The 22047-nt window shown below is 54.8% G+C and carries 25 protein-coding genes and 1 tRNA gene; 11 read left to right on the forward strand and 15 right to left on the reverse strand.

Annotated features, from left to right (window positions below; translation table 11 throughout):
- The first annotated feature begins 2 nt into the window (after positions 1-2).
- The 3 genes from pqiB to rmf all read left to right on the forward strand — a co-directional run bounded on the left by pqiB (position 3) and on the right by rmf (position 2630).
- Positions 3-1643 (forward strand): intermembrane transport protein PqiB, encoded by a 1641-nt coding sequence (gene pqiB / locus APT89_RS14080; RefSeq protein ID WP_060572724.1) that lies wholly within the window; start codon positions 3-5, stop codon positions 1641-1643.
- Complete coding sequence (gene pqiC / locus APT89_RS14085) at positions 1640-2206, forward strand: membrane integrity-associated transporter subunit PqiC (RefSeq protein ID WP_041910606.1); 567 nt, start codon at positions 1640-1642, stop codon at positions 2204-2206. Before pqiB ends, pqiC begins: the two co-directional genes overlap by 4 nt.
- Before the next feature lie 256 nt (positions 2207-2462).
- Positions 2463-2630, forward strand: coding sequence for a ribosome modulation factor (gene rmf, locus APT89_RS14090; RefSeq protein WP_013097261.1), 168 nt, complete (start codon positions 2463-2465; stop codon positions 2628-2630).
- 71 nt (positions 2631-2701) lie between these two features.
- Here the strand turns inward: rmf and fabA are convergent, their stop codons facing one another.
- Positions 2702-3220, reverse strand: a complete 519-nt coding sequence (gene fabA, locus APT89_RS14095) for a bifunctional 3-hydroxydecanoyl-ACP dehydratase/trans-2-decenoyl-ACP isomerase (protein ID WP_000227926.1) — start codon at positions 3218-3220, stop codon at positions 2702-2704.
- Between the two features lie 68 nt (positions 3221-3288).
- Complete coding sequence (locus APT89_RS14100; protein ID WP_041910605.1) at positions 3289-5049, reverse strand: AAA family ATPase; 1761 nt, start codon at positions 5047-5049, stop codon at positions 3289-3291.
- A gap of 185 nt (positions 5050-5234) precedes the next feature.
- On the opposite strand from APT89_RS14100, the gene matP reads away from it, so the two are divergent.
- A complete protein-coding gene (gene matP / locus APT89_RS14105) occupies positions 5235-5687 on the forward strand; it encodes a macrodomain Ter protein MatP (protein ID WP_023332611.1) in 453 nt (150 codons plus the stop codon).
- Between the two features lie 63 nt (positions 5688-5750).
- On the opposite strand, the gene ompA is transcribed toward matP, so the two are convergent.
- Both ompA and sulA read right to left on the reverse strand, forming a co-directional pair.
- Positions 5751-6806, reverse strand: coding sequence for a porin OmpA (gene ompA / locus APT89_RS14110; RefSeq protein ID WP_108780329.1), 1056 nt, complete (start codon positions 6804-6806; stop codon positions 5751-5753).
- Positions 6807-7160: 354 nt separating this feature from the next.
- Entirely contained in the window at positions 7161-7670 is a 510-nt protein-coding gene (sulA, locus tag APT89_RS14115; protein WP_041910604.1) for an SOS-induced cell division inhibitor SulA, read from the reverse strand.
- Positions 7671-7887: 217 nt separating this feature from the next.
- Between sulA and APT89_RS14120 the strand changes: the two genes are divergently transcribed.
- Complete coding sequence (locus tag APT89_RS14120) at positions 7888-8514, forward strand: TfoX/Sxy family DNA transformation protein (RefSeq protein WP_041910603.1); 627 nt, start codon at positions 7888-7890, stop codon at positions 8512-8514.
- On the opposite strand, the gene yccS is transcribed toward APT89_RS14120, so the two are convergent.
- Positions 8471-10633, reverse strand: a complete 2163-nt coding sequence (gene yccS / locus APT89_RS14125) for a YccS family putative transporter (protein WP_041910602.1) — start codon at positions 10631-10633, stop codon at positions 8471-8473. The two genes, APT89_RS14120 and yccS, sit on opposite strands and share 44 nt — an antisense overlap.
- 19 nt (positions 10634-10652) lie before the next feature.
- Positions 10653-11099 (reverse strand): YccF domain-containing protein, encoded by a 447-nt coding sequence (locus APT89_RS14130; protein WP_045630040.1) that lies wholly within the window; start codon positions 11097-11099, stop codon positions 10653-10655.
- 123 nt (positions 11100-11222) lie between these two features.
- Between APT89_RS14130 and helD the strand changes: the two genes are divergently transcribed.
- A complete protein-coding gene (gene helD / locus APT89_RS14135) occupies positions 11223-13277 on the forward strand; it encodes a DNA helicase IV (RefSeq protein WP_060572725.1) in 2055 nt (684 codons plus the stop codon).
- Between the two features lie 57 nt (positions 13278-13334).
- On the opposite strand, the gene mgsA is transcribed toward helD, so the two are convergent.
- Both mgsA and csgI read right to left on the reverse strand, forming a co-directional pair.
- Complete coding sequence (mgsA, locus tag APT89_RS14140) at positions 13335-13793, reverse strand: methylglyoxal synthase (RefSeq protein ID WP_041912035.1); 459 nt, start codon at positions 13791-13793, stop codon at positions 13335-13337.
- A gap of 80 nt (positions 13794-13873) precedes the next feature.
- Positions 13874-14536: a curli synthesis inhibitor gene (gene csgI, locus APT89_RS14145; protein ID WP_060572728.1), complete on the reverse strand. Its 663-nt coding sequence runs from the start codon at positions 14534-14536 to the stop codon at positions 13874-13876.
- A 173-nt stretch (positions 14537-14709) separates the two neighbouring features.
- On the opposite strand from csgI, the gene APT89_RS14150 reads away from it, so the two are divergent.
- Positions 14710-15123 carry a CoA-binding protein gene (locus APT89_RS14150; RefSeq protein WP_028012609.1) on the forward strand — a complete coding sequence of 138 codons (414 nt, stop codon included), beginning with the start codon at positions 14710-14712 and terminating at the stop codon, positions 15121-15123.
- 38 nt (positions 15124-15161) lie between these two features.
- Here the strand turns inward: APT89_RS14150 and hspQ are convergent, their stop codons facing one another.
- Positions 15162-15479: a heat shock protein HspQ gene (gene hspQ / locus APT89_RS14155; RefSeq protein ID WP_008499919.1), complete on the reverse strand. Its 318-nt coding sequence runs from the start codon at positions 15477-15479 to the stop codon at positions 15162-15164.
- Between the two features lie 60 nt (positions 15480-15539).
- Positions 15540-16730, reverse strand: coding sequence for a 23S rRNA (cytosine(1962)-C(5))-methyltransferase RlmI (gene rlmI, locus APT89_RS14160; RefSeq protein WP_045630042.1), 1191 nt, complete (start codon positions 16728-16730; stop codon positions 15540-15542).
- A 92-nt stretch (positions 16731-16822) separates the two neighbouring features.
- Here rlmI and yccX point away from each other — a divergent pair, with 92 nt between their 5' ends.
- Positions 16823-17104, forward strand: coding sequence for an acylphosphatase (gene yccX / locus APT89_RS14165; RefSeq protein WP_045630043.1), 282 nt, complete (start codon positions 16823-16825; stop codon positions 17102-17104).
- Here the strand turns inward: yccX and tusE are convergent.
- Entirely contained in the window at positions 17101-17430 is a 330-nt protein-coding gene (tusE, locus tag APT89_RS14170) for a sulfurtransferase TusE (RefSeq protein ID WP_028012611.1), read from the reverse strand. The genes yccX and tusE overlap by 4 nt on opposite strands.
- A 69-nt stretch (positions 17431-17499) precedes the next feature.
- Positions 17500-17643 (reverse strand): LuxR C-terminal-related transcriptional regulator, encoded by a 144-nt coding sequence (locus APT89_RS24720; RefSeq protein ID WP_223239634.1) that lies wholly within the window; start codon positions 17641-17643, stop codon positions 17500-17502.
- A gap of 24 nt (positions 17644-17667) precedes the next feature.
- Between APT89_RS24720 and APT89_RS23510 the strand changes: the two genes are divergently transcribed.
- The gene (locus APT89_RS23510) at positions 17668-17847 is read left to right on the forward strand and encodes a hypothetical protein (protein ID WP_072201744.1); all 180 of its coding nucleotides are present in this window, start codon (positions 17668-17670) and stop codon (positions 17845-17847) included.
- 49 nt (positions 17848-17896) lie between these two features.
- Here APT89_RS23510 and yccA read toward each other — a convergent pair whose 3' ends face one another.
- Complete coding sequence (gene yccA / locus APT89_RS14180; protein ID WP_060572733.1) at positions 17897-18556, reverse strand: FtsH protease modulator YccA; 660 nt, start codon at positions 18554-18556, stop codon at positions 17897-17899.
- A 269-nt stretch (positions 18557-18825) separates the two neighbouring features.
- On the opposite strand from yccA, the gene APT89_RS14185 reads away from it, so the two are divergent.
- Together APT89_RS14185 and APT89_RS14190 are read left to right on the forward strand one after the other, a co-directional pair.
- The gene (locus APT89_RS14185) at positions 18826-20454 is read left to right on the forward strand and encodes an ABC transporter substrate-binding protein (protein WP_041910595.1); all 1629 of its coding nucleotides are present in this window, start codon (positions 18826-18828) and stop codon (positions 20452-20454) included.
- Positions 20455-20598: 144 nt separating this feature from the next.
- Positions 20599-20686 (forward strand) — tRNA-Ser (locus APT89_RS14190).
- Between the two features lie 67 nt (positions 20687-20753).
- Here the strand turns inward: APT89_RS14190 and APT89_RS14195 are convergent.
- A complete protein-coding gene (locus tag APT89_RS14195) occupies positions 20754-21590 on the reverse strand; it encodes an alpha/beta fold hydrolase (RefSeq protein WP_041910594.1) in 837 nt (278 codons plus the stop codon).
- Positions 21591-21815: 225 nt separating this feature from the next.
- Positions 21816-22034 (reverse strand): acyl carrier protein, encoded by a 219-nt coding sequence (locus APT89_RS14200; protein WP_028012621.1) that lies wholly within the window; start codon positions 22032-22034, stop codon positions 21816-21818.
- Positions 22035-22047: the final 13 nt, after the last annotated feature.

Genomic DNA, 22047 nt, shown 5'->3' on the forward strand with positions numbered 1-22047 from the left:
GCATGGAAAATAAGAGTGGAGAGGCGAAAGTGCAGAAGGTCAAAAACTGGTCGCCGGTGTGGATTTTCCCCATCGTGACCGAGCTGATCGGTGCATGGATCCTGTTTTATCACTACAGCCATCAGGGACCGGAAGTGACGCTGATTACCACCAATGCCGAAGGAATTGAGGGCGGTAAAACGACCATCAAAAGCCGCAGCGTGGATGTGGGCGTGGTGGAAAGCGCAACCCTGACCGACGATTTAACCCATGTGGAGATTAAGGCGCGTCTTAATGCCGGCATGGAAAAACTCCTGCACGGCGATTCTGTTTTCTGGGTGGTTAAACCGCAGGTGGGACGTGAAGGGATCAGCGGCTTAGGAACGCTGCTCTCAGGTGCCTACATCGAACTGCAGCCGGGTGCAAAAGGCAGCCAGCCGGCGCAGTACCAGCTTCTGGATTCACCGCCGCTAGCACCGCCTGATGCAAAAGGTATCCGCGTGATCCTCGACAGTAAAAAAGCGGGCCAGCTCACGGCGGGCGACCCGGTACTTTTCCGCGGCTATCGCGTGGGTTCGGTGGAGAAAAGCACCTTTGATCCTCAGAAAAGATCCATCAGCTATCAGCTGTTCATCAATGCGCCTAACGATCGTCTGGTTACCAGCAACGTCCGTTTCTGGAAAGACAGCGGCATCGCGGTGGATCTGACCTCGGCGGGCATGCGTGTAGAAATGGGCTCGCTGACAACACTGTTTGGCGGCGGCGTGAGTTTTGACGTACCCGAAGGTCTGGACCTGGGGCAGCCGGTTGCGGAGAACACTGCTTTCCGCCTGTTCGACGATCAAAAAAGCATTCAGGATGCACTCTATACCGATCACATCGACTACCTGATGTTCTTTAAGGATTCTGTTCGCGGCCTGCAGCCTGGGGCGCCCGTTGAGTTCCGCGGTATTCGTCTGGGGACGGTGGGACAAGTGCCTTACTTTGTTCCAGGCCTTAAGCAGATGCTTGATGATGATTACCGTATTCCGGTGCTGATCCGCATTGAGCCTGAGCGCCTGATCAACCAGATTGGTGAGAATCAGGATATCGGCGAGCACATCACCGACCTGATGAATCGCGGTCTGCGCGGCTCGCTGAAAACCGGTAACCTGGTGACCGGCGCACTGTATGTCGATATGGACTTCTATCCAAAAGCGCCGCCGATTACCGGTATGCGTGAGTTTGGTGGTTACAAGATCATCCCAACGGTAAGCAGCGGTCTGGCCCAGATCCAGCAGCGTCTCATGGAAACGCTGGATAAAATTAACAATCTGCCTCTGAACCCAATGATTGAGGCGGCGACAGGTTCGTTACATCAAAGCCAGGCGACAATGCAGCGCCTGCAGACCACGCTGGATAACATCAACAAGATTACTGCAAACCAGAGTATGCAGCAGCTGCCGCAGGATATGCAGAAAACGCTGCGCGAGCTGAATCGCAGTATGCAGGGCTTCCAGCCTGGCTCGGCGGCGTACAACAAGATGGTGGCAGATATGCAGCGTCTCGATCAGGTCTTGCGTGAACTGCAGCCGGTTCTGAAAACGCTCAACGAGAAGAGCAACGCGCTGGTGTTCGAAGCGAAAGATAAAAAGGATCCTGAGCCGAAGAGGGCGAAACAATGAAAAAATGGCTAGCGATTGCAGGAGCGATGGTACTCACGGCCTGTAGCTCCGGGAGCGAAACGAAAAGCTACTACCAGCTGCCTCTGGTGACGCATGCGGTTACGCAAAGTTCCGCCTCGCAGGGCAACCGTCTGCTGTGGGTTGAGCAGGTCGCCGTGCCGGATTACCTGGCCGGCAACGGGGTGGTCTATCAGACCAGCGATGTACAGTACGTTATCGCCAACAACAACCTGTGGGCCAGCCCGCTGGACCAGCAGTTACGCAATACGCTGGTGGCGAATCTGGGCAGCCAGCTTCCGGGCTGGGTTGTTGCCTCCCAGCCTTTGGGAAGCGATCAGGACACGCTGAACGTCACGGTAACGGGCTTCCACGGCCGTTATGACGGTGCCGTTGTCATCAGCGGCGAGTGGCTGTTGAATCATCAGGGACAGCTGATTAAGCGTCCTTTCCATCTGGAGCTGAAGCAGCAGAAGGATGGCTATGATGAAATGGTGAAAGTGCTGGCTCAGGGTTGGGCGCAGGAGTCAGCCAGTATCGCCAGGGAAATTTCCCGACTGCCATAAGTAAAATTCATCATCAAAAACCGCAATCGGCCTGGGGCTGATTGCGGTTTTTTTTTCGTTTTTGCGTCAGGTTGTTACTTGTGCCGGGTCACATTTTTTGTACAAATGATCTTCTGGCTAGCTCACAAATATGACACCCGTATGAATTTTGAACATTGACGCTGGGACTAATTCGGGGTATTCGTTATCTGTGCCTGCGCATCTGGCGCGGACACTGTTTTCTTTCCACCAGACAAAAGAATGAGGGAAACGAGGCATGAAGAGACAGAAACGAGATCGCCTGGAACGGGCTCATCAACGTGGTTATCAGGCCGGCATCGCTGGACGTTCGAAAGAAATGTGTCCTTATCAGACGATAAATCAAAGGTCACAATGGCTTGGAGGCTGGCGAGAAGCCATCGGCGACAGGGCACTTATAGCCTGATAACGTCTCTTTAAAAAAAGAAACCTCCGCACTGCGGAGGTTTCGCCTTTCCGGGGTCGCTTAAAGCGATATCAGAACGCGGAAGTGTCCTGGAACAGACCTACTTTCAGGTCGTTCGCGGTATAGATCAGACGACCGTCTACCAGCACTTCGCCATCCGCCAGGCCCATAATCAGGCGACGGTTAACGATGCGCTTGAAGTGAATACGATAGGTGACTTTCTTCGCCGTAGGCAGAACCTGACCAGTGAATTTCACTTCGCCCACGCCCAGCGCGCGGCCTTTACCTTCACCACCCAGCCAGCCCAGATAGAAGCCAACCAGCTGCCACATGGCATCCAGGCCCAGGCAGCCAGGCATTACCGGATCGCCAATAAAGTGGCAACCGAAGAACCACAGGTCCGGGTTGATATCGAGTTCTGCTTCTACGTAACCCTTATCGAAGTTGCCGCCGGTTTCGGTCATTTTCACGACACGGTCCATCATCAGCATGTTCGGGGCCGGTAACTGTGGGCCTTTCGCGCCAAACAGTTCTCCGCGACCAGAGGCAAGAAGATCTTCTTTTGTATAGGATTCGCGTTTATCTACCATGTTCTCAGTAAGCCTTATTTTAGTGAAGGACGCAGGATAGCTAACACGTGTACGCTGAACAAGTCCGATCAGTTCGAACTGAACCAGCCCAGCCAGCGTAACGGCCATGGATAACGATGGCGAGCATCCTGCTGCGTCGCCTGAGCAATGCGCTCCTGGATAGTCTGCATCAAAGTTGTCTGACCTTCGCCATCCCAAACCAGGTTTGTCAGTAAGGGTAGTGCATCCTCAATCCCTTCGATGGCCCAGATGGCGAATTGTTCCTGTTCAACCGCGTCCAGAATATCCTGGCACAGGCTGAGATGGCGTACGTTAGGCGCCGGAATAATCACACCCTGTTTGCCGTTTAAACCGCGCTGCTGACAGACAGAGAAGAAGCCTTCAATTTTTTCATTCAGACCGCCAACGGGCTGAGCACGACCAAATTGATCGACCGAACCGGTAATAGCAATGTTCTGGTTGATCGGCACGTCCGCCAGGGCGCTGATTAAGGCGCACAGCTCCGCCATTGAGGCACTATCGCCATCCACTTCGCTGTAGGACTGCTCAAACGTCAGCGAGGCGGAGAAGGGGATTTGCTGCTCAAGCTGCAGCTCAGACATCAAAAATGCCTGCATGATCATCATGCCTTTGGCGTGAATGTTGCCGCCCAGTTCGGCCTTGCGTTCAATATCGGTAAACTCGCCGTCGCCAATATGCACAACGCAGCTGATTCGCGAAGGTTCACCGAACGCGCGCGGATGGCCAGGAAACTCGATCACCGAGAGGGCGTTGATCTGCCCAACGCGTTCGCCTTCTGTCTCGACCAGAATTTGTTCCAGCAGAATTTCATCCTGCATGCGGTCAGCAAGATAGCCTTCGCGCCACTCTCGCTGCGCCAGCATCTGCGTGAGCTGTTCGCCAGTAAACGCACCGTTACCGCTGATCGTACCGACTTCACGCAGCTGCTTGCCGATCCAGAGCGGGCAGAGCGGCAAGGTTTCCTGGTCACCGGTATAGCGAACGGCTTCGCGGATTAAACCCGGCCACGCGTCGGCGGCAGGCGCTGGCAATGCAAAACGTTCCGCCACGGCCATCACCCACTGACACCACTGCGCCATGTCGTCCGCATCGGCAATCTGAATGTTGTCTTCGTATTCGCTGTAAACTGCCTGCTCGGCCAGTTCCGGCTCCATCTCCTGGAAGTCCGCCAGCGATTCGCGGTCACCCGTCAGCACGACGGTCAGCGACAGCGGCATTGACGGCACGGAGACAGGAAGAGGACGAGACTCGTCGTAACCGACCCAGTCAAAGCGCTGTTGGGTCACAACGGTTTTCAGACGCATCCACAGCAGCGGCTGCGCGAGCAAAGTGCGCAGAGAGATGATGAGCACGCCTCCGTTTGCACGATGCACCAGCCCCGGCTGCAGGGAAAGCTCGCCGTTAAACTGGCGCAGACAGCCAAACAGCTGTTCAGCCTCGACCCAATTAGCGGTAATTACCTCGCCGTTAGTAGCAAAACGACCGTCGGCCTGGTCCGCCGGTCCGAAGGTAATATTATGCCCCGCGATACGATACTGGCCGCCAAATACCGCGGTGGTGTCTGGCCGCAGCTGGCGCGTGGCATCCCCAAGCAGCGACAGATATTCCGCTTCTTCCGGGGCTTTCAGCAGCATGAAGGGCGATGTCGCCCACGGGCTTAACGTCTGCTCCAGCGCATAATGTAAGCGTGGTTGCGTATCGCTAAGGATGAATTCGTGTTCTTTTGCGAGATCGGGCTGTGCAAACAGTTCCTGATAGCTCTCGGCATCCGGAACAAGGTCACGCCATGCTAGTTTCGTAATGGTCAAAGTTGATGTTTTTTAGTCAGATGTAAAAGCGTGGAGTATACCGTAAGCGGGGGGCTCTACCCAAGCAGGATTGGTGTTTCAGCAGGCGGATTGGCTGCAGTCACTCACAGGATATGATTTCTTTTCAGCAGATTGCTAAAAAACTGATATTCTGAACAGAGTTACGTGGTAACACTGAGATCGCAATGAAATATCAACAACTGGAAAATCTCGAAAGCGGCTGGAAATGGAAGTACCTGGTCAAAAAGCACCGTGAAGGGGAGCTGATCACCTGCTACATCGAAGCCAGCGCTGCGCAAGAAGCCGTGGATATTTTGCTGACCCTCGAAAATGAACCGGTACAGGTCAATGGCTGGATTGAGAAGCACATTAATCCTGCATTGTTAAACCGGATGAAGCAAACTATCCGCGCGCGACGTAAACGGCATTTTAATGCTGAGCATCAGCATACCCGGAAAAAATCCATCGATCTGGAGTTCGTGGTCTGGCAGCGTCTGGCCGGGCTGGCACAACGGCGTGGTAAGACCCTGTCGGAAACCATCGTGCAGTTGATTGAGGATGCCGAACATAAAGAGAAGTACGCCAACCAGATGTCGTCGCTGAAAAACGACCTTCAGGCGTTGTTGGGCAAAAAATAGATTTTTGTTTTCTTCAGACAATAAAAAACCCCGCATGGCGGGGTTTTTTTATAAGACGATAACTTATGCCGCTGGCTGAGTTACAACGTCTTTAACGCCTTTAACTTCGATCTCTACGCGACGATCTGGTGCCAGGCAGTCGATCAGTGCAGCGCGAGCTTTAACGTTGTCACAGGTGTTGCCAGTAACTGGGTTAGATTCGCCCATACCACGTGGGGAGATCTTGTTAGCTGGGATACCTTTAGAGATCAGGTAATCAACAACAGACTGAGCACGTTTCTCAGACAGTTTCTGGTTGTAAGCGTCAGAACCGATGCGGTCGGTGAAGCCCAGAACCACTACAGAACCGTCTTTAGGATCCAGGTTGCTCAGCTGGGTGTACAGCTGATCCAGTGCCTGCTGACCTTCTGGTTTCAGGGTCGCTTTGTTGAAGTTGAACAGAACGTCAGACTTCAGAGTGAAGTGCTTGGTCTGTACTTCTGGAGCTGGAGCCGGCGCTGGAGCAACAACTGGTGCTGCATCTTCCTGCTGGCCGAAACGGTAGGAAACACCTACGCTCAGCATGCCGTTGTCTGGACGAACGCCAACGGTAGCACCGTCACCGATGTTGTTAACCCACTGGTATTCCAGACGGGTAGCGATGTCACGGGTCATAGCCCACTCAACGCCACCAGCGAATACTGGGGAAACGCCAGTGTCATGGTCGTCGCCAGCGATGTTGTTGCTGGAGTCTGCACGCCATACCATGCCGCCCAGACGGGTGTACACGTCCAGATCGTCAGTTACTGGGTAACCCAGTTTAGCGGTCAGCTGAACGCCCTGAGCTTTGAAAGCGCCATTGATGGTGTCGCCTTTGTATGGCATACGACCTAACCAGTCGTAACCCATTTCAAAGCCAACATACGGGTTAACCTGATAGCCACCGAACGCACCTGCACCAAGCTGGCTCTCGTGAGTAGGGCCATCGTTGTTCAGGCTGCTGTTGTACCAGCCAGTGTCATGGAACTGAGACCAGCCCAGTTTACCACCTGCATACCAGGTATTATCTTTCGGAGCGGCCTGCGCTACGGTAGCGAAGCCAGCCAGTGCCACTGCAATCGCGATAGCTGTCTTTTTCATTTTTTGCGCCTCGTTATCATCCAAAATTCGCCATGAAGGTCTCAAGAGAGAATCACGGTTAAATCCTTCACCGGGGGGCGTGGTCAAATATAAATCTACCGATATCTTCGGCTTAGGCCGAGCACCCCTGGCGATGTAAAGTCTACAACGTAGCTGAAAACTTACAAGTGTGAAGTCTGTCAGGCATATGAAAAAAAAAGTTCCGTATACCTATTATTTAACATTTTTAGAACGAATTTTGTGCAATAAAATTAAGGAGAACCGCACCAGACAAGCCTTGCCGCAATTTTGAGGCCGGGAACTAAAACCGCATCCTGCGGTCAAAAAAAATTCCAGGAAAAATCTTAATTTCACTCAATGATACAAATTTGAGTGAATTTTTAGCCCAGAAAGTTGTCCTCTGCGATAAGAATCTGGACGAACCGGGCGCATGATAAACCCGATCGCATTCCCTTCTTCAGCCGCTTCGGTCAGACGAAAATGTTCCTCTTCCGTCAATTCTTCCGGTAACCACCCGATCACCACGCTGTAATTTCCGGTGCGTAGCGCGCGAATCATCGATTCGACGGTATCGCAGGGAGAAAGCTGGTTGATTTGCATAACCTTTGCCAGCGGCAGGCCCGCAGACTGCACCCATTGGCGGCTCAGTTTTTGCTGCGGCGTCAGCCAGAGCTGCCAGCGTGATTGCTGACCAAGCTGCTGTAATAACGGAAGCAGCAGGAGTTGGGTCAACAGAGGCTGGTCTTCACGGTAAACCACTTCACTAATAAGCCCCGTCGAAGCACCCCCAACGGTGTTCTGCGCGACAGTGCCCGCGGTAGAGGAGAGAGAAGTTGAGCGATTTGCATAGCCTGAAGTGTACATATTCATTCCAGCCCTGTAGTTACTGTATGGATATACAGTAACCCCTGTATGCATAAAGATCAACCTCATTTTCGGAAAGCGACTCGCAAAATTCATTCAATGTTGATGTCCTTCGAAAAATCATCTTGCTCAACGACGCTAAGTTGCCTATTTTCCTGCTAACGGATCCGCTAGTAAGAAATTTCGTTGTTACTTTATGATTTTGAAGGGAAATATCATGAAAAAGATATCTTATGAACGGATTTATAAATCCCAGGAATACCTGTCACCACTGGGTGAAATTCATCATCGCGCGCTGTTCGGCGGCTATACCCTGGCAGTGGATGATGCGGTTTTTGCCATGGTGTCAGAAGGTGAGCTCTACCTCCGCGCCTGTGAAGAAAGTGCGAAATACTGTGTGAAAAATGCCGCGTCTTTTTTGACCCTGATGAAGCGGGGCCGTCCGGTGCTTCTCAACTATTACCGGGTGGATGACGGGCTATGGCAGGACAGGGAGCGTCTGCTTCAGCTCTCCACTTTCGCACTTAATGCGGCAAGAAAAGAGCGTTACCAGCGGCATCAGCGCAATCGACTTAAGGACCTGCCAAACCTGACCTTTCAGCTGGAAGTGTTGCTCTTTGAAGCGGGCATCACCAACGAAGAAACGCTGCGGGCGCTTGGCGCTAGGGAGAGCTGGCTGAAGATGCGGGCGAAAAATAAAGCGCTGAGTATCAAAGTGCTATTCGCGCTGGAAGGGGCGATCGAGGGGCTGCATGAGGCGGCACTCCCGGCCGGCATTCGCCGGGAGTTGACGGAGTGGTTTAATGCGCTGCCTGAGCCACTGGAGAATCACTCCTCCAGGTAGCGATTTGTTGTTGCAGCCGGCAAATTTCTGGCAGCAGGGCGATGAGCAGGCCAATCTGCTGTAACACCAGAGGCGCTTTGCTGTCGTTTCCGGGCTCAAGATGCGCAATACGTTGGGTAAGTTCATCCAGCGCCTGTCTCACGCGCGGTTCATCGGCTGGCCGGTGATGCAGTGCATCATCGACATAACAGACCGCGTCATCCAGCAGATTGAGGATGCCCGGGTTGGTGAGTTTTTCGCGATGGGCGCCCAGCGTGGAAATATAGCTGGTGAAGGTATGGTTCAGGCAGAGCAGACGGAAAGCCGTCTCACGAATCTCGGCCGTGGCGCGAGGCTCCGTTGACATGTTAGAGACCACCGAGGCCAGTTCCGCATCGCTGTTGTGCGCATCGCGGCGCGCTATCCGGTAAGCCAGGCGGTTATCGCGGCCCTGATGATACTGCTCAAGGATGGCGTCCAGGTATCGGCAGTTGGCGTTCATAGCCCTGTCTAACACGCGCGGTAGATTACGGAAACGCCAGTCCGGCCAGATAAAGCTGACGGCGGCCCAGGCGATAGCGCAGCCAATCAGGGTATCGAGTACGCGGGGCAGGGCGACCTCGAACCCTTCACCCAGCAGGTTAAAGCAGAGCAGAACCAGCAGCGTGATGAACATTGTGGCATGGGCGTACTGCACGTTGCGAAACGCGAAGAACAACACGCCGGTGATCACGATCAGGATCAGCTGTCCTTCAATGGACGGCACGAAATAGAGCACCGGAAGGCCGATCGCGACGCCGACCAGGGTGCCGATAATACGCAATGCCAGGCGGTGTCGGGTGGCGTTATAGTTCGGCTGACAGACAAACAGGCTGGTCAGCAGGATCCAGTAGCCGTGGTGCAAACCGGTTATCTGGATAAAAGCATACCCCACGCATAAGACCAGGGACATTCGCACCGCGTGACGAAACAGCGCCGACTCCGGCGTGAAGTTGCGGCTCAGCCTTAGCCACATATCGCTCACGCTGTGCACGCTGTCATCTGCAAGCTGGTTATCCACCTCGCTGCCCGGCAGTGCCATCGCCTGCTCGGACTCAATCGTCGCCAACTGAGCATCAATCGCCCGCAGGTTGTTGAGCAGAAAACCCAGCGCTTTGATCTGTTCCGGTGACGTTCCGCTGGCCTGCACGCGGTCGAGCGCCGCATCAAGATGGCTAAACACGCGTTCGAAGCGGGAGTCGTGCTGATAGGGCGTGCGCAAAAGAATGGAGCGCGCGAGCTGCTGGCATGCCTGTGACTGCATGGACAGCAGGCGCTGAAAGCGGAACATGACGTCGCTGTAGCGGAACTTCTCGCGCAGGGCGGCATACTGAACGTGTGAGGAGCTGGCGCGCTCATGAATGTCCTGAGCGGCAAAATAGTAGTGCAAGGTTCTGCGCGTGCCGCGCTGGCCGCGATCCCCGCGCAGACGGGTAAGCAGCGAGGCTTTCGTCTGGTTAAGGGTGGCGACCAGCTGGCCGTTTGCCAGCGCCAGATCGTAAAGCGGCGCCTGGCTTTCTTCCTCGATATCCGGGTCGAACAGCCGGGATTTCAGTTCCAGATAATGGGCTAGCTGCTCATAGCTGCGGGCAAGGTTATCCTGCAGAGGACGAACCGGGAAGATTAGGTGGCCGGTTAACGTCAGCAGGTTATACCAGATGGCGCCCAACAGCAGCAGCACAGGCTGCTGATACCACTGGTCGTACAGGGAAACGCCCAGCATGGTGTAGATGGCGATCAGCAGGGCCCCAAAGGCGATAGTGGCATAGCGCTGCCCCAGACCGCCCAGCAAAATAAACCCGCTGGTGGAGAGTGTAAGGCCCAGAGCAAACAGCCACGGCCAGGGGAAAAGTAACTCAACGGACGCGGAGGCGATAAAAAAACAGACGAGCGTAATGACAAGATTCCGCAAACGCCCGGCCAGGCGATCGTCCAGATCCGCCAGCGCTCCGGCCACCACCCCCAGCGTGAGGGGGATGGTGAGCTTGACATCATTCAGCCACCACGGCAGGGCAGCCGTGCCGCAAAGCGCGATAAATATCCTGACGTTGTAGAGCCAGGCGCTGTTCCAGGTATAACGGCGAAGCAGTGGACTTAGCATAAACGCGGCCAGACCTTATTTACTGAAAACGACGACGTGCGTTCGCTTCACGCGCCGCCTGGGCCACTTCGACCGGAACCACCCTACGCCCGACGGGCCAAAGGGCGATGGCGGCGATCTTAAAGTTCGCGAGCCCGACCGGAATACCAATTATTGAGATGCACTGCGCAATACCGGCAAAAATATGCATGATGCACAGCCACCAGCCGAAGAAAATCAGCCACATAATGTTCAGCAAAGTTCCCCCCGTATTCATCAGGGCGCTTTTGCTCTCCGGGTTCAGCTCGTTAACGTGGATAGCTTCGTTACCGTAGGGGATGAACGAGAGTTTCGTGATTTCCCAGCAGGAACGGGTCAGGGGAAGGGTGAAGATCAGGACGATGCTCACCAGCGTGGCAAAAAGCCAGGAAAGGGTGGTGGCAAAACCGCCCAGCACAAAATTCAACACATTCAGAACTGTACGCATAAACCCTCACTTCCTTTCGATAAAATTAACGCCCAATGATTGTAACGTTTTTTTAGGCTGGAGCACCTTAAAACTGGCAGTTAAACTGTCAGGTAAATTATCTCTTCGTGGATTTGGCGGGACATGGAACTGAAAGCAACTTCTTTAGGCAAACGCCTGGCGCAACACCCCTATGACAGAGTTGTTATGCTCAACGCCGGGGTTAAAGTCTCCGGAGAACGCCACGAATACCTTATTCCGTTTAATCAGCTTCTGGCTATTCACTGCAAGCGCGGGCTGGTGTGGGGCGAGCTCGAGTTCGTTCTGCCTGACGACAAAGTCGTGCGCCTTCACGGTACCGAGTGGGCGGAAACCCAGCGTTTCCACCATCACCTGAACGCGCTCTGGCAGCAGTGGAGCCACGACATGAGCGTGATTGCCGCTCAGGTGCTGCAGCAGGTGCTGGACGATATCGCGCAAAGCAACGCGCAGAAAACGTGGCTGACGCGCCAGCAGACCGCCGGTCTGCAGCAAAAGATTCGACAGGCACTTTCGGCGCTGCCGCTCTCCGTGACGCGTCTTGATGAGTTCGACAATTGTCGCGATGCCTGGCGTCAGTGCCAGGCCTGGCTGAACGATATGGATAAAAGCCGGCTGGCGCATAACCAGGCCTGGACGGACGCCATGCTCACCCAATACGCCGACTTTTTCAGTACGGTGGAGTCTTCACCGCTCAACCCTGCTCAGGCGCGCGCGGTGGTGAACGGCGAGCAGTCGCTGCTGGTGCTGGCGGGGGCCGGAAGCGGTAAAACGTCGGTGCTGGTGGCGCGTGCGGGCTGGCTTCTCACCACCGGGGAGGCCGTTGCCGATCAGATCCTGCTTCTGGCTTTTGGCCGTAAGGCGGCACAGGAGATGGACGAACGCATCCAGGAACGGCTGCACACCCGGGATATTACCGCCAGAACCTTCCATGCCCTCGCGCTGCATATCATTCAGCAGGGCAGTAAAAAAGTGCCTGCCATCAGTAAACTGGAAAACGACGCGCAGGCGCGACAGGCGTTGTTTATTAAAACGTGGCGTCAGCAGTGCAGTGAGAAAAAGGCGCAGGCGAAAGGGTGGCGTCAATGGCTGGAAGAGGAACTCAACTGGGAGGTGCCGGAGGGCAGCTTCTGGCAGGATGAAAAACTGGCGCGTCGGCTCGGCTCGCGTCTTGACCGCTGGGTCAGCCTGATGCGGATGCACGGCGGCTCGCAGGCAGAGATGATTGAAAGCGCGCCGGAGGCGATCCGCGATCTGTTTTCAAAACGGGTCAAGCTGATGGCTCCGCTATTGAAAGCCTGGAAAACCGCGCTGAAAGAGGAAAATGCCGTTGATTTCTCCGGTCTTATCCATCAGGCGATCGTCATTCTGGAGAAGGGGCGCTTTGTCAGCCCGTGGAAGCATATTCTGGTGGATGAGTTCCAGGATATCTCACCCCAGCGTGCGGCACTGCTCTCGGCGCTGCGGGCGCAAAATAAACATACCTCGCTGTTTGCGGTGGGGGACGACTGGCAGGCCATCTACCGCTTCAGCGGGGCGCAGCTTTCACTGACGACCGCGTTCCACCACTATTTTGGCGAAGGCGACCGCAGCGATCTGGACACGACATACCGCTTCAATTCACGGATTGGTGAGATCGCCAACCGCTTTATCCAGCAGAACCCGCACCAGCTGGCCAAGCCGCTAAACAGCCTGCGGGCAGGGGATAAAAAAGCGGTCACCCTGCTGGCGGATGACCAGCTGGAGCCGCTGCTGGACAAGCTCAGCGGCTATGCGAAACCCGATGAACGTATCCTGGTGCTGGCGCGTTATCATCACCTTAAGCCTGCTGCGCTGGAAAAAGCCGCTACCCGCTGGCCGAAACTGCAGCTTGAATTTATGACCATTCACGCCAGCAAAGGGCAGCAGGCCGATTATGTGATTGTGGTGGGGCTGAAGGAGGGCAGCGACGGATTCCCGGCTCCGGCCCGCGAGTCGGTCATGGAAGAGGCCCTGCTGCCGGTGCCGGAAGACTTCCCGGATGCCGAAGAACGACGTTTGCTGTACGTGGCCATCACCCGCGCGCGTCATCGCGTGTGGCTGCTGTTCAATAAAGAGGAGCCATCCGTGTTTGTCGATATTCTGAAGAGTATTGATGTGCCGGTGGCGCGGAAGCCATAACGACCAAGGCAACGAGGGGGAGGCCGGATAAGACGTAGCCGCTACCCGGCAAAAAAGCTACTTCAGTCTCTCGGAAAGATAGCGCTGATAGTCCGGAATCAGGATCTCAACCGGCGAGTTAAACTGCGGTGATTCAATGATGAAATCCGCCGTTGACAGGTTCGTCGCCACCGGAATATTCCACACCGTTGCCAGACGCAGCAGCGCTTTGACATCCGGATCGTGCGGAACCGCATTCAGCGGATCCCAGAAGAAGATCAGCACATCAATTTTCCCTTCGGAAATCTGCGCCCCGACCTGCTGATCGCCGCCCATCGGGCCGCTCAGCATCGCATTCACCTCCAGACCCGTTTCGCGCTGGATCAGGTTACCGGTAGTGCCGGTCGCCGACAGGGCGTGCTTTTCCAGCAGCGGCTGATGGCGGCGAACCCAGTTAAGCAGCATTTGTTTACAGTGATCGTGCGCCACCAGCGCAATGTGTTTGCGTTCAGGCAGCGTGCGTGTTGTCAGTTCCATAATCATATCCATCAGGTTAACTGACTACACGATGACGGGAACCGTCTGACGCTGCAAGAGAAAGGCGTAAAAAATGTGGCTTAAGATGAAGGTTGTTGCTTTGCCCACTGTAAAAACCGGGCCCGCGTGTCGGGATCGGCCTGCTGGAACCAGAATTTAAGGCGCTGTTCCGTCAGGCTCTGGGACTGCGGCGGAATGACGTCCAGTTCCGAGACGCCGGATAGCAGCGTACTGTCGTCCGCCATCATGGTGGCAAACTGCGGAAGGGAGGCGCGTTTGCCGGCTTTGTTATAGACCTGCGTTGCGGCCTCGTAGTCCGGGCTTTTTGTGGCGCTGGTCAACGCCAGAATATCCAGCTTGACCGGGATCGGCATTGCATTCCCGTCCAGCAGCTCAACGCGCGGCGAGGCGTCGAAGGCCGCTGATTCCTTCTCCGTTTCAAGGCGAGGCAGGGTAATGTTCACCTGGCTGATTTGCTGGGTATTAAAGCTGACAATCAGCGGCGGAGAGATGTACATCCGCTGCTCATGGTTAGTCAGGCCGATCGCTTTTTCGACCCGGAACACCAGCTGATGCGGCCCGTTATCTAACTCAATGCTGTCAGCCCCGCGCAATAACGAGCTGGAAACCTTTTTCCCGTCCAAAACCAGAAGATCAATGTCGCCAGAGAGCCGAAGCGTGGTGGCAAAAACGCAAACCGGCATCGCTAACGCAATCAGAGCAGTGGCAAAACCGGTTTTCATAGAAGGCTCCCGTCAGAGATACTGTCGCCGCATTAATGTATCTAAATCTTTCGATAATCACGTTTACTAACATATAGACATATTTTGCCGTTTTGCCCTCATACATCTGTATGGGATGGATGGTTGAGATGTGCGCTTTGGCGTACACTTTTAAAAAAGCCAGGAGAAAAACCATGAAAGAGAACGATATTGCCGAGATTCTGACATCCACGCGTACCATTGCGCTGGTGGGCGCGAGCGATAAACCCGACCGTCCCAGCTATCGGGTGATGAAATACCTTCTCGATCAGGGCTATCACGTCATCCCGGTGTCGCCAAAAGTGGCGGGGAAAACCTTACTGGGCCAGCAGGGTTATGCCACGCTCGCTGACGTGCCGGAAAAAATTGATATGGTCGATGTCTTCCGTAATTCCGAGGCGGCGTGGGAAGTGGCGCAGGACGCGATTGCCGTCGGGGCGAAAACGCTGTGGATGCAGCTGGGCGTGATTAACGAGCAGGCTGCCGTGCTGGCGCGGGATGCGGGATTGAAGGTGGTTATGGATCGCTGTCCGGCAATCGATATCCCCCGTCTGGGGCTGGCGAAGTAATAAAAAAAAAGCCCGTTCATCGGGCTTTTTTTACACGCTTAGTTCCGCAGGCGCGGAGCCTGTAACTGTTTGCGGATAGTCTGAGCAAGTTCATCCATCGTGGGTTGTTCCGGATGCTCTTCCTGCAGCTCGCTACTCAGCTGCGCTTCGGCAAGGTAGGTATGTACGGGTTGTCCGTCGTCACCTTCCATCACCACATGGTACCAGGGTGCAGCGCGAAGCTCTGCGTTCACCGCCAGTTCGTCCGCTGACGGTTCATCAAGGGAATACTCCGGGTCGATATCCACGACCACACCCAAATACCCAAGCAAAGTGTGGCGGACCTGCTGGCCGATACCGAATTTGCTGGCAATCATAGTCACCTCCCGGGAAATACGACTTACACATTAAGTGCGGGCAATATTTCTCTTTTCAAGTTACATGACGCGACAGGCAAACCCTTTCAGATACAGTCCTTCCGGGTAGGTAGCAATCACGGGGTGATCGGCTGCCTGACGGAACTGCTCTATAAATTGTACATCACGACCAGCATCTATTGCGGCATCGGCGATGATTTTTTGGAATAAATCGGTGGTCATCAGCCCGGAGCAGGAGAAGGTGAGCAGCACCCCGCCCGGGTTCAGCAGCTGGATGGCCAGCATGTTGATATCCTTATACCCACGGCAGGCGCCCATCAGCTGGCTTTTGTTTTCCACAAACTTTGGCGGATCCATCACGATGACGTCGAACTTCTCGCCCCGATCGCGATATTTACGCAGCAACTTGAAGACGTCGTCGCGTATAAATTCGGCTTTGCTCAAGTCCAGTTTGTTCAGCTCGACGTTCTGTTTTGCCACGTCCAGCGCTTCCTGCGAGGTATCCACGCTGACCACCTGGGCACAGCCGCCCATCAGCGCCGAAACGGCAAAACCGCCGGTGTAGGAGAAGCAGTTCAGCACGCGTTTGTCGGCAACGTACTGACGCGTAGCCAGGCGGCTGTCGCGCTGGTCAAGGTAGTAACCCGTTTTGTGCCCGCCCTGAATATCCACCAGCAGCTTCATTCCGTGCTCTTCAATTGGCAGCAGGGCAGGCGGCAGCTCACCCGTGACCGGGCCCTGCGTCAGCTCCATGCCCTCTTTTTTGCGCACCGCCACGTCGCTACGGTCGTAAATGGCGCATTCCGGGAACAGGGTTTGCAGGGCGCTAATCAGCGCGGCACGCTGGTATTCCGCCCCGGCGCTCAGCAGCTGCAGCACCAGGAAATTGCCGAAGCGATCGATGGTCACGCCCGGCAGACCGTCGGATTCACCGGCAATCAGGCGATAGCTGTCCAGCCCGTCGCGCTTTGCCAGCCACTCGCGCCACTGCTGCGCCTGCTGCAGACGGCGGACAAAGAAATCGATATCGATGGTTTCGTCTTTATCGAAGGTCCAGACGCGCGCGCGGATCTGGGAGGCTGGCGAGTAAGCGCCTCGCGCTAACCATTTCCCCTGATGGTCAACGATATCAATGGTTTCACCGAGGCTGGCTTTGCCTTCCATACGGGCAACCGCGCCGGAAAAGACCCAGGGATGACGGCGCAGTAATGACTTCTCACGCCCTTTGGCTAACACTAAACGTACACTCATAATTTGCTGTTCTGTCGATTCAAGAAAATGGCCGCCATTTTCCCGAGTTCGCTGGGGAAATGCAACGCGCCAGACGGATAAGGAGAAGGAAGATGTCAAAAGTCTGCACCATTGCCTGGGTCCACGGCCTTGTTCAGGGCGTCGGGTTCCGCTACAGCACCCAGCGCGAAGCGATAACGCTTGGGCTAACGGGATACGCGCGAAATATGGACGACGGCAGCGTTGAGGTGGTCGCCTGCGGCGACGCGGAGCAGGTTGAAAAACTGATGGCGTGGCTGAAAGCAGGCGGGCCGCGCAGCGCCCGGGTTGATAAGGTCTTAACGGAACCGCATCAACCCGGCAGGGAATATGTGAACTTCGGTATTCGGTATTAAATACACTTCACCGGTTTAGGCAGGCCGGCAATTTTGGTGGCCTGTTTTGCCGGGCCCTTCGGGAACAGGCGATACAGATAGCGGCTGTTGCCTTTTTCTTCGCCAAATTTGTTGGCCATTGCTTTAACCAGCATGCGGATCGCCGGAGAGGTGTTGAACTCGAGATAAAACTCGCGCACAAAACGGACCACCTCCCAGTGTTCGGGGGAGAGGGCGATACCTTCGTTTTCGGCGATTTTCTCCGCCAGCGGCTCGCTCCATAGCGTGGTGTCTTTCAGATAGCCTTCGCTATCGGTCTCAATTTCCTGGCCTGCAAAAATGAACATAGTGCTCTGTCGATAAAGTAAAAACCGCCCCTAGTCTAGCAAATAAGGGGCGGCGTGAGAAACCTCGACCTACAGAAGAAGCTGGAGCAGATTGTTGGCATTAAGCTTTTTCAGCGCGTTGCATTTATACGTCGACACCTGTTTTTCACTCATCTGCGTCATATGCGCGACATGCCGTACCGATTGTCCGTTCACCAGCCTGTGCAAAGCCATTCGCTACAAAAGCGGAGCAGAAAAATGAAAATGAGACTTCTGTTCGCCGCAGGCGGTGCGCTGGCCTGCAGTACGGAATTTAACTTTAAGCGCAACGAGGGAAAAGCGAATGAGGTCCAGGTCAATACCGTGGCTCAGTTCTATTTTCATCGGGACGGGACCGGCTCTATCCCACCTATATTTGCCGCGGTGACTAGGGCATAAAAAAAGGAGAATGCCTGAGGCATTCTCCTTTTTGTTTCAGCAGGTCTGCTTAATCGCGGCTGGCGAAGCCCAGGATGCTCAGCAGGCTGACGAAGATGTTATACAGCGACACATACAGGCTCACGGTCGCGCGGATGTAGTTGGTCTCACCGCCGTGAATAATGTTGCTGGTTTCATACAGAATCGCGCCGGATGACAGCAGGATAAACATCGCGCTAATCGCCAGGTGCAGAGCAGGCAGCTGCAGGAAGATGTTTGCCACCATACCAATCAGCACCACCACGATACCCGCCATCAGCATACCGCCGAGGAAGGACATATCCTTGCGCGTGGTCAGCACGTAGGCCGAGCAGCAGAAAAACACCAGCGCGGTACCGCCCAGCGCCATGCCAATCACGTCACCCATACCGGCAGACAGGTACGCATTCAGGATCGGCCCCAGGATATACCCCAGGAAGCCGGTGAAGGCGAACGCGGAAAGAATACCGACCGGTTTATCAGCAGTTTTGTAGGTCAGGAACATCAGACCGTACATCCCCACCAGCGTCAGGATCAGGCCCGGAGACGGCAGCATCAGCACGGTGCTGGCGGTAGCGGTGATCGCCGAAAACGCCAGCGTCAGGCTGAGCATGAAATAGGTATTGCGCAGCACCTTGTGGGTGCTGAGTAGCGATGTGCGGTCGCGTGAGGAAGTAATTATACGATCCATGAGTCACTCTCTTATGACAGATGTAATTAACGGAAAGAATAGGAAACGGCGCGCCAGTCTCAAAGTGGTTTTACCCATCTTTACTCAGCACGTTAGCGCTGAAGGTGGTCGTTTCTTCTGCAAAAGCATGTGTAACCAGTATGAACGGCGGTTTAAAAGTATTTACCAGATCAACCTCTTATAGGTTACTGAAAAATATTGCGTTATTGCCTTTCGGGCGCTAAGAGTTATCTCCGGATCGTCATAAAACAGACAATAAGGCGAAGGAAATGAAACAACAAACACGCACGCGCTTTACGCTCTCTTTACTCACCGCCGGGATCCTGTGCGCCAGCACGGCGACCTGGGCGGCTAACGTGCCGGCAGGAACAGCGCTGGCCGAAAAACAGGAACTGGTCAGAAACAATGGCAGCGAACCGGCTTCGCTCGACCCGCACAAAGTCGAAAGCGATGTCGAATTCAATATTATCAGCGATTTATTCGAAGGGCTGGTGAGCGTCTCCCCGTCAGGGGAAATCCAACCCCGGCTGGCTGAAAAATGGGAGAACAAGGACAACACCGTCTGGACGTTCCACTTACGTCCGGGCATCACCTGGAGCGACGGGACGGCCATTACCGCAGAGGATGTGGTCTGGAGCTGGCAGCGCCTGGTTGATCCAAAAACCGTTTCACCGTACGCCAGCTATCCCGGCAACATGCATATCGTCAACGCGGCCGATATCGCTCAGGGGAAAAAATCCCCCGACACGCTGGGCGTAAAAGCAATTAACGATACCACGCTGGAAGTGACGCTCACCCAGCCCAACGCGGCGTTCCTGGCGATGCTGGCGCACCCGTCGCTGGTGCCGGTGGATAAAGTGCTGATTGGCCGCTTCGGCGAAAAGTGGACCAAACCGGAGCATTTCGTCAGCAGCGGAGCGTATAAGCTGTCCCAGTGGGTGGTCAACGAACGCATTGTGGCGGAGCGTAACCCGCGCTACTGGGATAACGCGCATACCGTTATTAACAAAGTCACCTATCTGCCGATCACCTCCGAGGCCTCGGATGTGAACCGCTATAAAGCGGGCGAAATTGATATTGTGTATACGGTACCCATTAACCAGTTTGCTCAGTTGAAGAAAACGCTGGGCAGCCAGCTGGACGTCTCCCCGCAGCTGGCAACCTATTACTACGAATTCAACACCACCCGTCCGCCGTTCAACGATGCCCGCGTGCGCAAGGCGCTGAACATGGCGCTGGATAAAGACATCATCGCTGAGAAGGTGATGGGGCAGGGGCAGCGTCCCGCGTGGCTGATTAGCCAGCCGGACATTGGCGGGGTCAAGCTGCAGAATCCGGATTACGCCAGCTGGCCGCTGGACAAGCGTATTGCTGAGGCGAAAAAACTGCTCAACGAGGCCGGGTATAACGAAAGCCATCCTCTGAGCTTCAACCTGCTCTATAACACCTCTGAATCGCACCAGCGCATCGCGATTGCGGCCAGCTCTATGTGGAAGAAAAACCTCGGCGTAGACGCGAAGCTGCAAAATCAGGAGTGGAAAACCATGCTGGATACCATGCACACCCACAACTTTGACGCGGTGCGCTACGCCTGGATTGCCGACTACGACGACGCGGCGACCTTCCTGAACAACTTCCGTACCGGCGACAGTGAAAACACCAGCCAGTACAGCAACCCGGACTACGATCAAGCCTTGATCAACGCCGCAAAGGCCAAAACGCCGGCAGAGCGGGGTAAGTTCTACCAGCAGGCAGAGGATCTGCTTGGGCGTGATGTGCCTGCCATTCCGGTTTATCACTACGTCCGTACGCACCTGGTGAAACCATGGGTGGGTGGCTTTACGCCGGATAAGCTGGGGTACTATTTCACAAAAGATATGTACATCAAAAAGCACTAAGCGAGAGGGCTGGATTTTATGCTGAGAAAATCGCCGATGTGTTGTCAGTTCAACCGATTAAGCACATTTTGGCTAATTTTAAAGCGAACGATTGCAGCCACTCTTTACAGCATGCGGTGAGGTGTTTATAGTTCGCCTCACTCAGGAAGTGTGGCCGAGCGGTTGAAGGCACCGGTCTTGAAAACCGGCGACCCGAAAGGGTTCCAGAGTTCGAATCTCTGCGCTTCCGCCAGATATAAACCCCAGCTTACTCGTTAAGCTGGGGTTTTTCTTTTTGCGCGTATATGAAAACCTGACGTCTATGAGCGGATAAAGGCCAGAATATCCGCGTTAATGGTATCCGCGTGGGTGGTATGCATCCCGTGCGGGAAGCCCGGATAGATTTTCAGCACGCTATTCGCCAGCAGCTGGTCCTGCAGAAGGGCTGCATTCTTATAAGGCACGACCTGATCGTCATCCCCCTGCATCACCAGAACGGGAACCGTAATGGTTTTCAAATCCTCTGTCTGATCGGTTTCTGAAAACGCCTTAATTCCCTCATAGTGGGCCCTGGCGCTACCGATCATGCCCTGACGCCACCAGTTCTGAATGGTGCCCTGTGAAACCTCGGCCCCCGCCCGGTTAAACCCATAAAAAGGACCGCTGGCGACGTCGAGGTAAAACTGGGCGCGATTCGCGGCCAGCGCTTTACGGAAGCCGTCGAAAACCTCTACAGGTGTCCCGCCAGGGTTGTTTTCTGTTTTCACCATCAACGGTGGAACGGCGCTCACGAGTACCGCTTTGGCAACGCGCCCCTGCGGCTGGCCGTACTTCGCAACATAGCGGGCCACCTGGCCACCGCCGGTAGAGTGGCCGACATGCACCGCATTGTGCAGATCCAGGCTTTCAACCACGGCCGACGCGTCAGCCGCATAATGATCCATATCGTGCCCTTCGCTGACCTGGTCCGAACGCCCGTGACCACGACGATCGATTGCGATAACGCGATAGCCTTCCGCAAGGAAGAAGAGCATCTGGTTATCCCAGTCATCGGCACTCAATGGCCAGCCGTGATGGAAAACAATGGGCTGAGCCTCTTTCGGACCCCAGTCTTTGTAGTAAATATTGACGCCGTCTTTCGTTGTTACGAATGCCATACCGCAGACTCCTCTGTTAAAGACGCAACGATCGCTGGCTGAGCGCAGAGCGAACCATTATTGTCTTCATGATGTTGGCTTGTTTTGTTTCCCGTACCGACAGTACCCCTAAAGTGTAGGAGAAATAGTAAAACCGGTGGGTTTCATTCGTGTGAATGGTATCCAGAAGGGGAAAGCGAATGATGGGCTCTGGAGTGAGTTCCAGAGCCATCAGAGGAGGGGGCGTTAACGGTTCTCTTCAATATAACGGGCGAGATCGGCCGGGGTTTTCAGCACCGTCGCCACGTCGGTAGGCGGGATCATACAGCCGTAAACGTCCTGCACCTCCAGCACCATGTCGACTGCCAGAATGGAGTCGAGAATGTCGGATTCAATCAGCTCATCGTGAAAGCCAACCTTGCGGGATAACACTTTTTCAAACAGGGCGAGAATATCGTGTTCCATCATTTTTCCTGGG

It is taken from the genome of Enterobacter sp. 50588862 (assembly GCF_001462935.1).
Taxonomy (GTDB): Bacteria; Pseudomonadota; Gammaproteobacteria; order Enterobacterales; family Enterobacteriaceae; genus Enterobacter; species Enterobacter bugandensis.

Coding starts and splice junctions, on each gene's coding strand:
- pqiB (WP_060572724.1), top strand. CDS start 3: ATGGAAAATAAGAGTGGAGAGGCGAAAGTGCAGAAGGTCAAAAACTGG.
- pqiC (WP_041910606.1), top strand. CDS start 1,640: ATGAAAAAATGGCTAGCGATTGCAGGAGCGATGGTACTCACGGCCTGT.
- rmf (WP_013097261.1), top strand. CDS start 2,463: ATGAAGAGACAGAAACGAGATCGCCTGGAACGGGCTCATCAACGTGGT.
- fabA (WP_000227926.1), bottom strand. CDS start 3,220: ATGGTAGATAAACGCGAATCCTATACAAAAGAAGATCTTCTTGCCTCT.
- matP (WP_023332611.1), top strand. CDS start 5,235: ATGAAATATCAACAACTGGAAAATCTCGAAAGCGGCTGGAAATGGAAG.
- ompA (WP_108780329.1), bottom strand. CDS start 6,806: ATGAAAAAGACAGCTATCGCGATTGCAGTGGCACTGGCTGGCTTCGCT.
- sulA (WP_041910604.1), bottom strand. CDS start 7,670: ATGTACACTTCAGGCTATGCAAATCGCTCAACTTCTCTCTCCTCTACC.
- APT89_RS14120 (WP_041910603.1), top strand. CDS start 7,888: ATGAAAAAGATATCTTATGAACGGATTTATAAATCCCAGGAATACCTG.
- yccS (WP_041910602.1), bottom strand. CDS start 10,633: ATGCTAAGTCCACTGCTTCGCCGTTATACCTGGAACAGCGCCTGGCTC.
- APT89_RS14130 (WP_045630040.1), bottom strand. CDS start 11,099: ATGCGTACAGTTCTGAATGTGTTGAATTTTGTGCTGGGCGGTTTTGCC.
- helD (WP_060572725.1), top strand. CDS start 11,223: ATGGAACTGAAAGCAACTTCTTTAGGCAAACGCCTGGCGCAACACCCC.
- mgsA (WP_041912035.1), bottom strand. CDS start 13,793: ATGGAACTGACAACACGCACGCTGCCTGAACGCAAACACATTGCGCTG.
- csgI (WP_060572728.1), bottom strand. CDS start 14,536: ATGAAAACCGGTTTTGCCACTGCTCTGATTGCGTTAGCGATGCCGGTT.
- APT89_RS14150 (WP_028012609.1), top strand. CDS start 14,710: ATGAAAGAGAACGATATTGCCGAGATTCTGACATCCACGCGTACCATT.
- hspQ (WP_008499919.1), bottom strand. CDS start 15,479: ATGATTGCCAGCAAATTCGGTATCGGCCAGCAGGTCCGCCACACTTTG.
- rlmI (WP_045630042.1), bottom strand. CDS start 16,730: ATGAGTGTACGTTTAGTGTTAGCCAAAGGGCGTGAGAAGTCATTACTG.
- yccX (WP_045630043.1), top strand. CDS start 16,823: ATGTCAAAAGTCTGCACCATTGCCTGGGTCCACGGCCTTGTTCAGGGC.
- tusE (WP_028012611.1), bottom strand. CDS start 17,430: ATGTTCATTTTTGCAGGCCAGGAAATTGAGACCGATAGCGAAGGCTAT.
- APT89_RS24720 (WP_223239634.1), bottom strand. CDS start 17,643: ATGGCTTTGCACAGGCTGGTGAACGGACAATCGGTACGGCATGTCGCG.
- APT89_RS23510 (WP_072201744.1), top strand. CDS start 17,668: ATGAAAATGAGACTTCTGTTCGCCGCAGGCGGTGCGCTGGCCTGCAGT.
- yccA (WP_060572733.1), bottom strand. CDS start 18,556: ATGGATCGTATAATTACTTCCTCACGCGACCGCACATCGCTACTCAGC.
- APT89_RS14185 (WP_041910595.1), top strand. CDS start 18,826: ATGAAACAACAAACACGCACGCGCTTTACGCTCTCTTTACTCACCGCC.
- APT89_RS14195 (WP_041910594.1), bottom strand. CDS start 21,590: ATGGCATTCGTAACAACGAAAGACGGCGTCAATATTTACTACAAAGAC.
- APT89_RS14200 (WP_028012621.1), bottom strand. CDS start 22,034: ATGGAACACGATATTCTCGCCCTGTTTGAAAAAGTGTTATCCCGCAAG.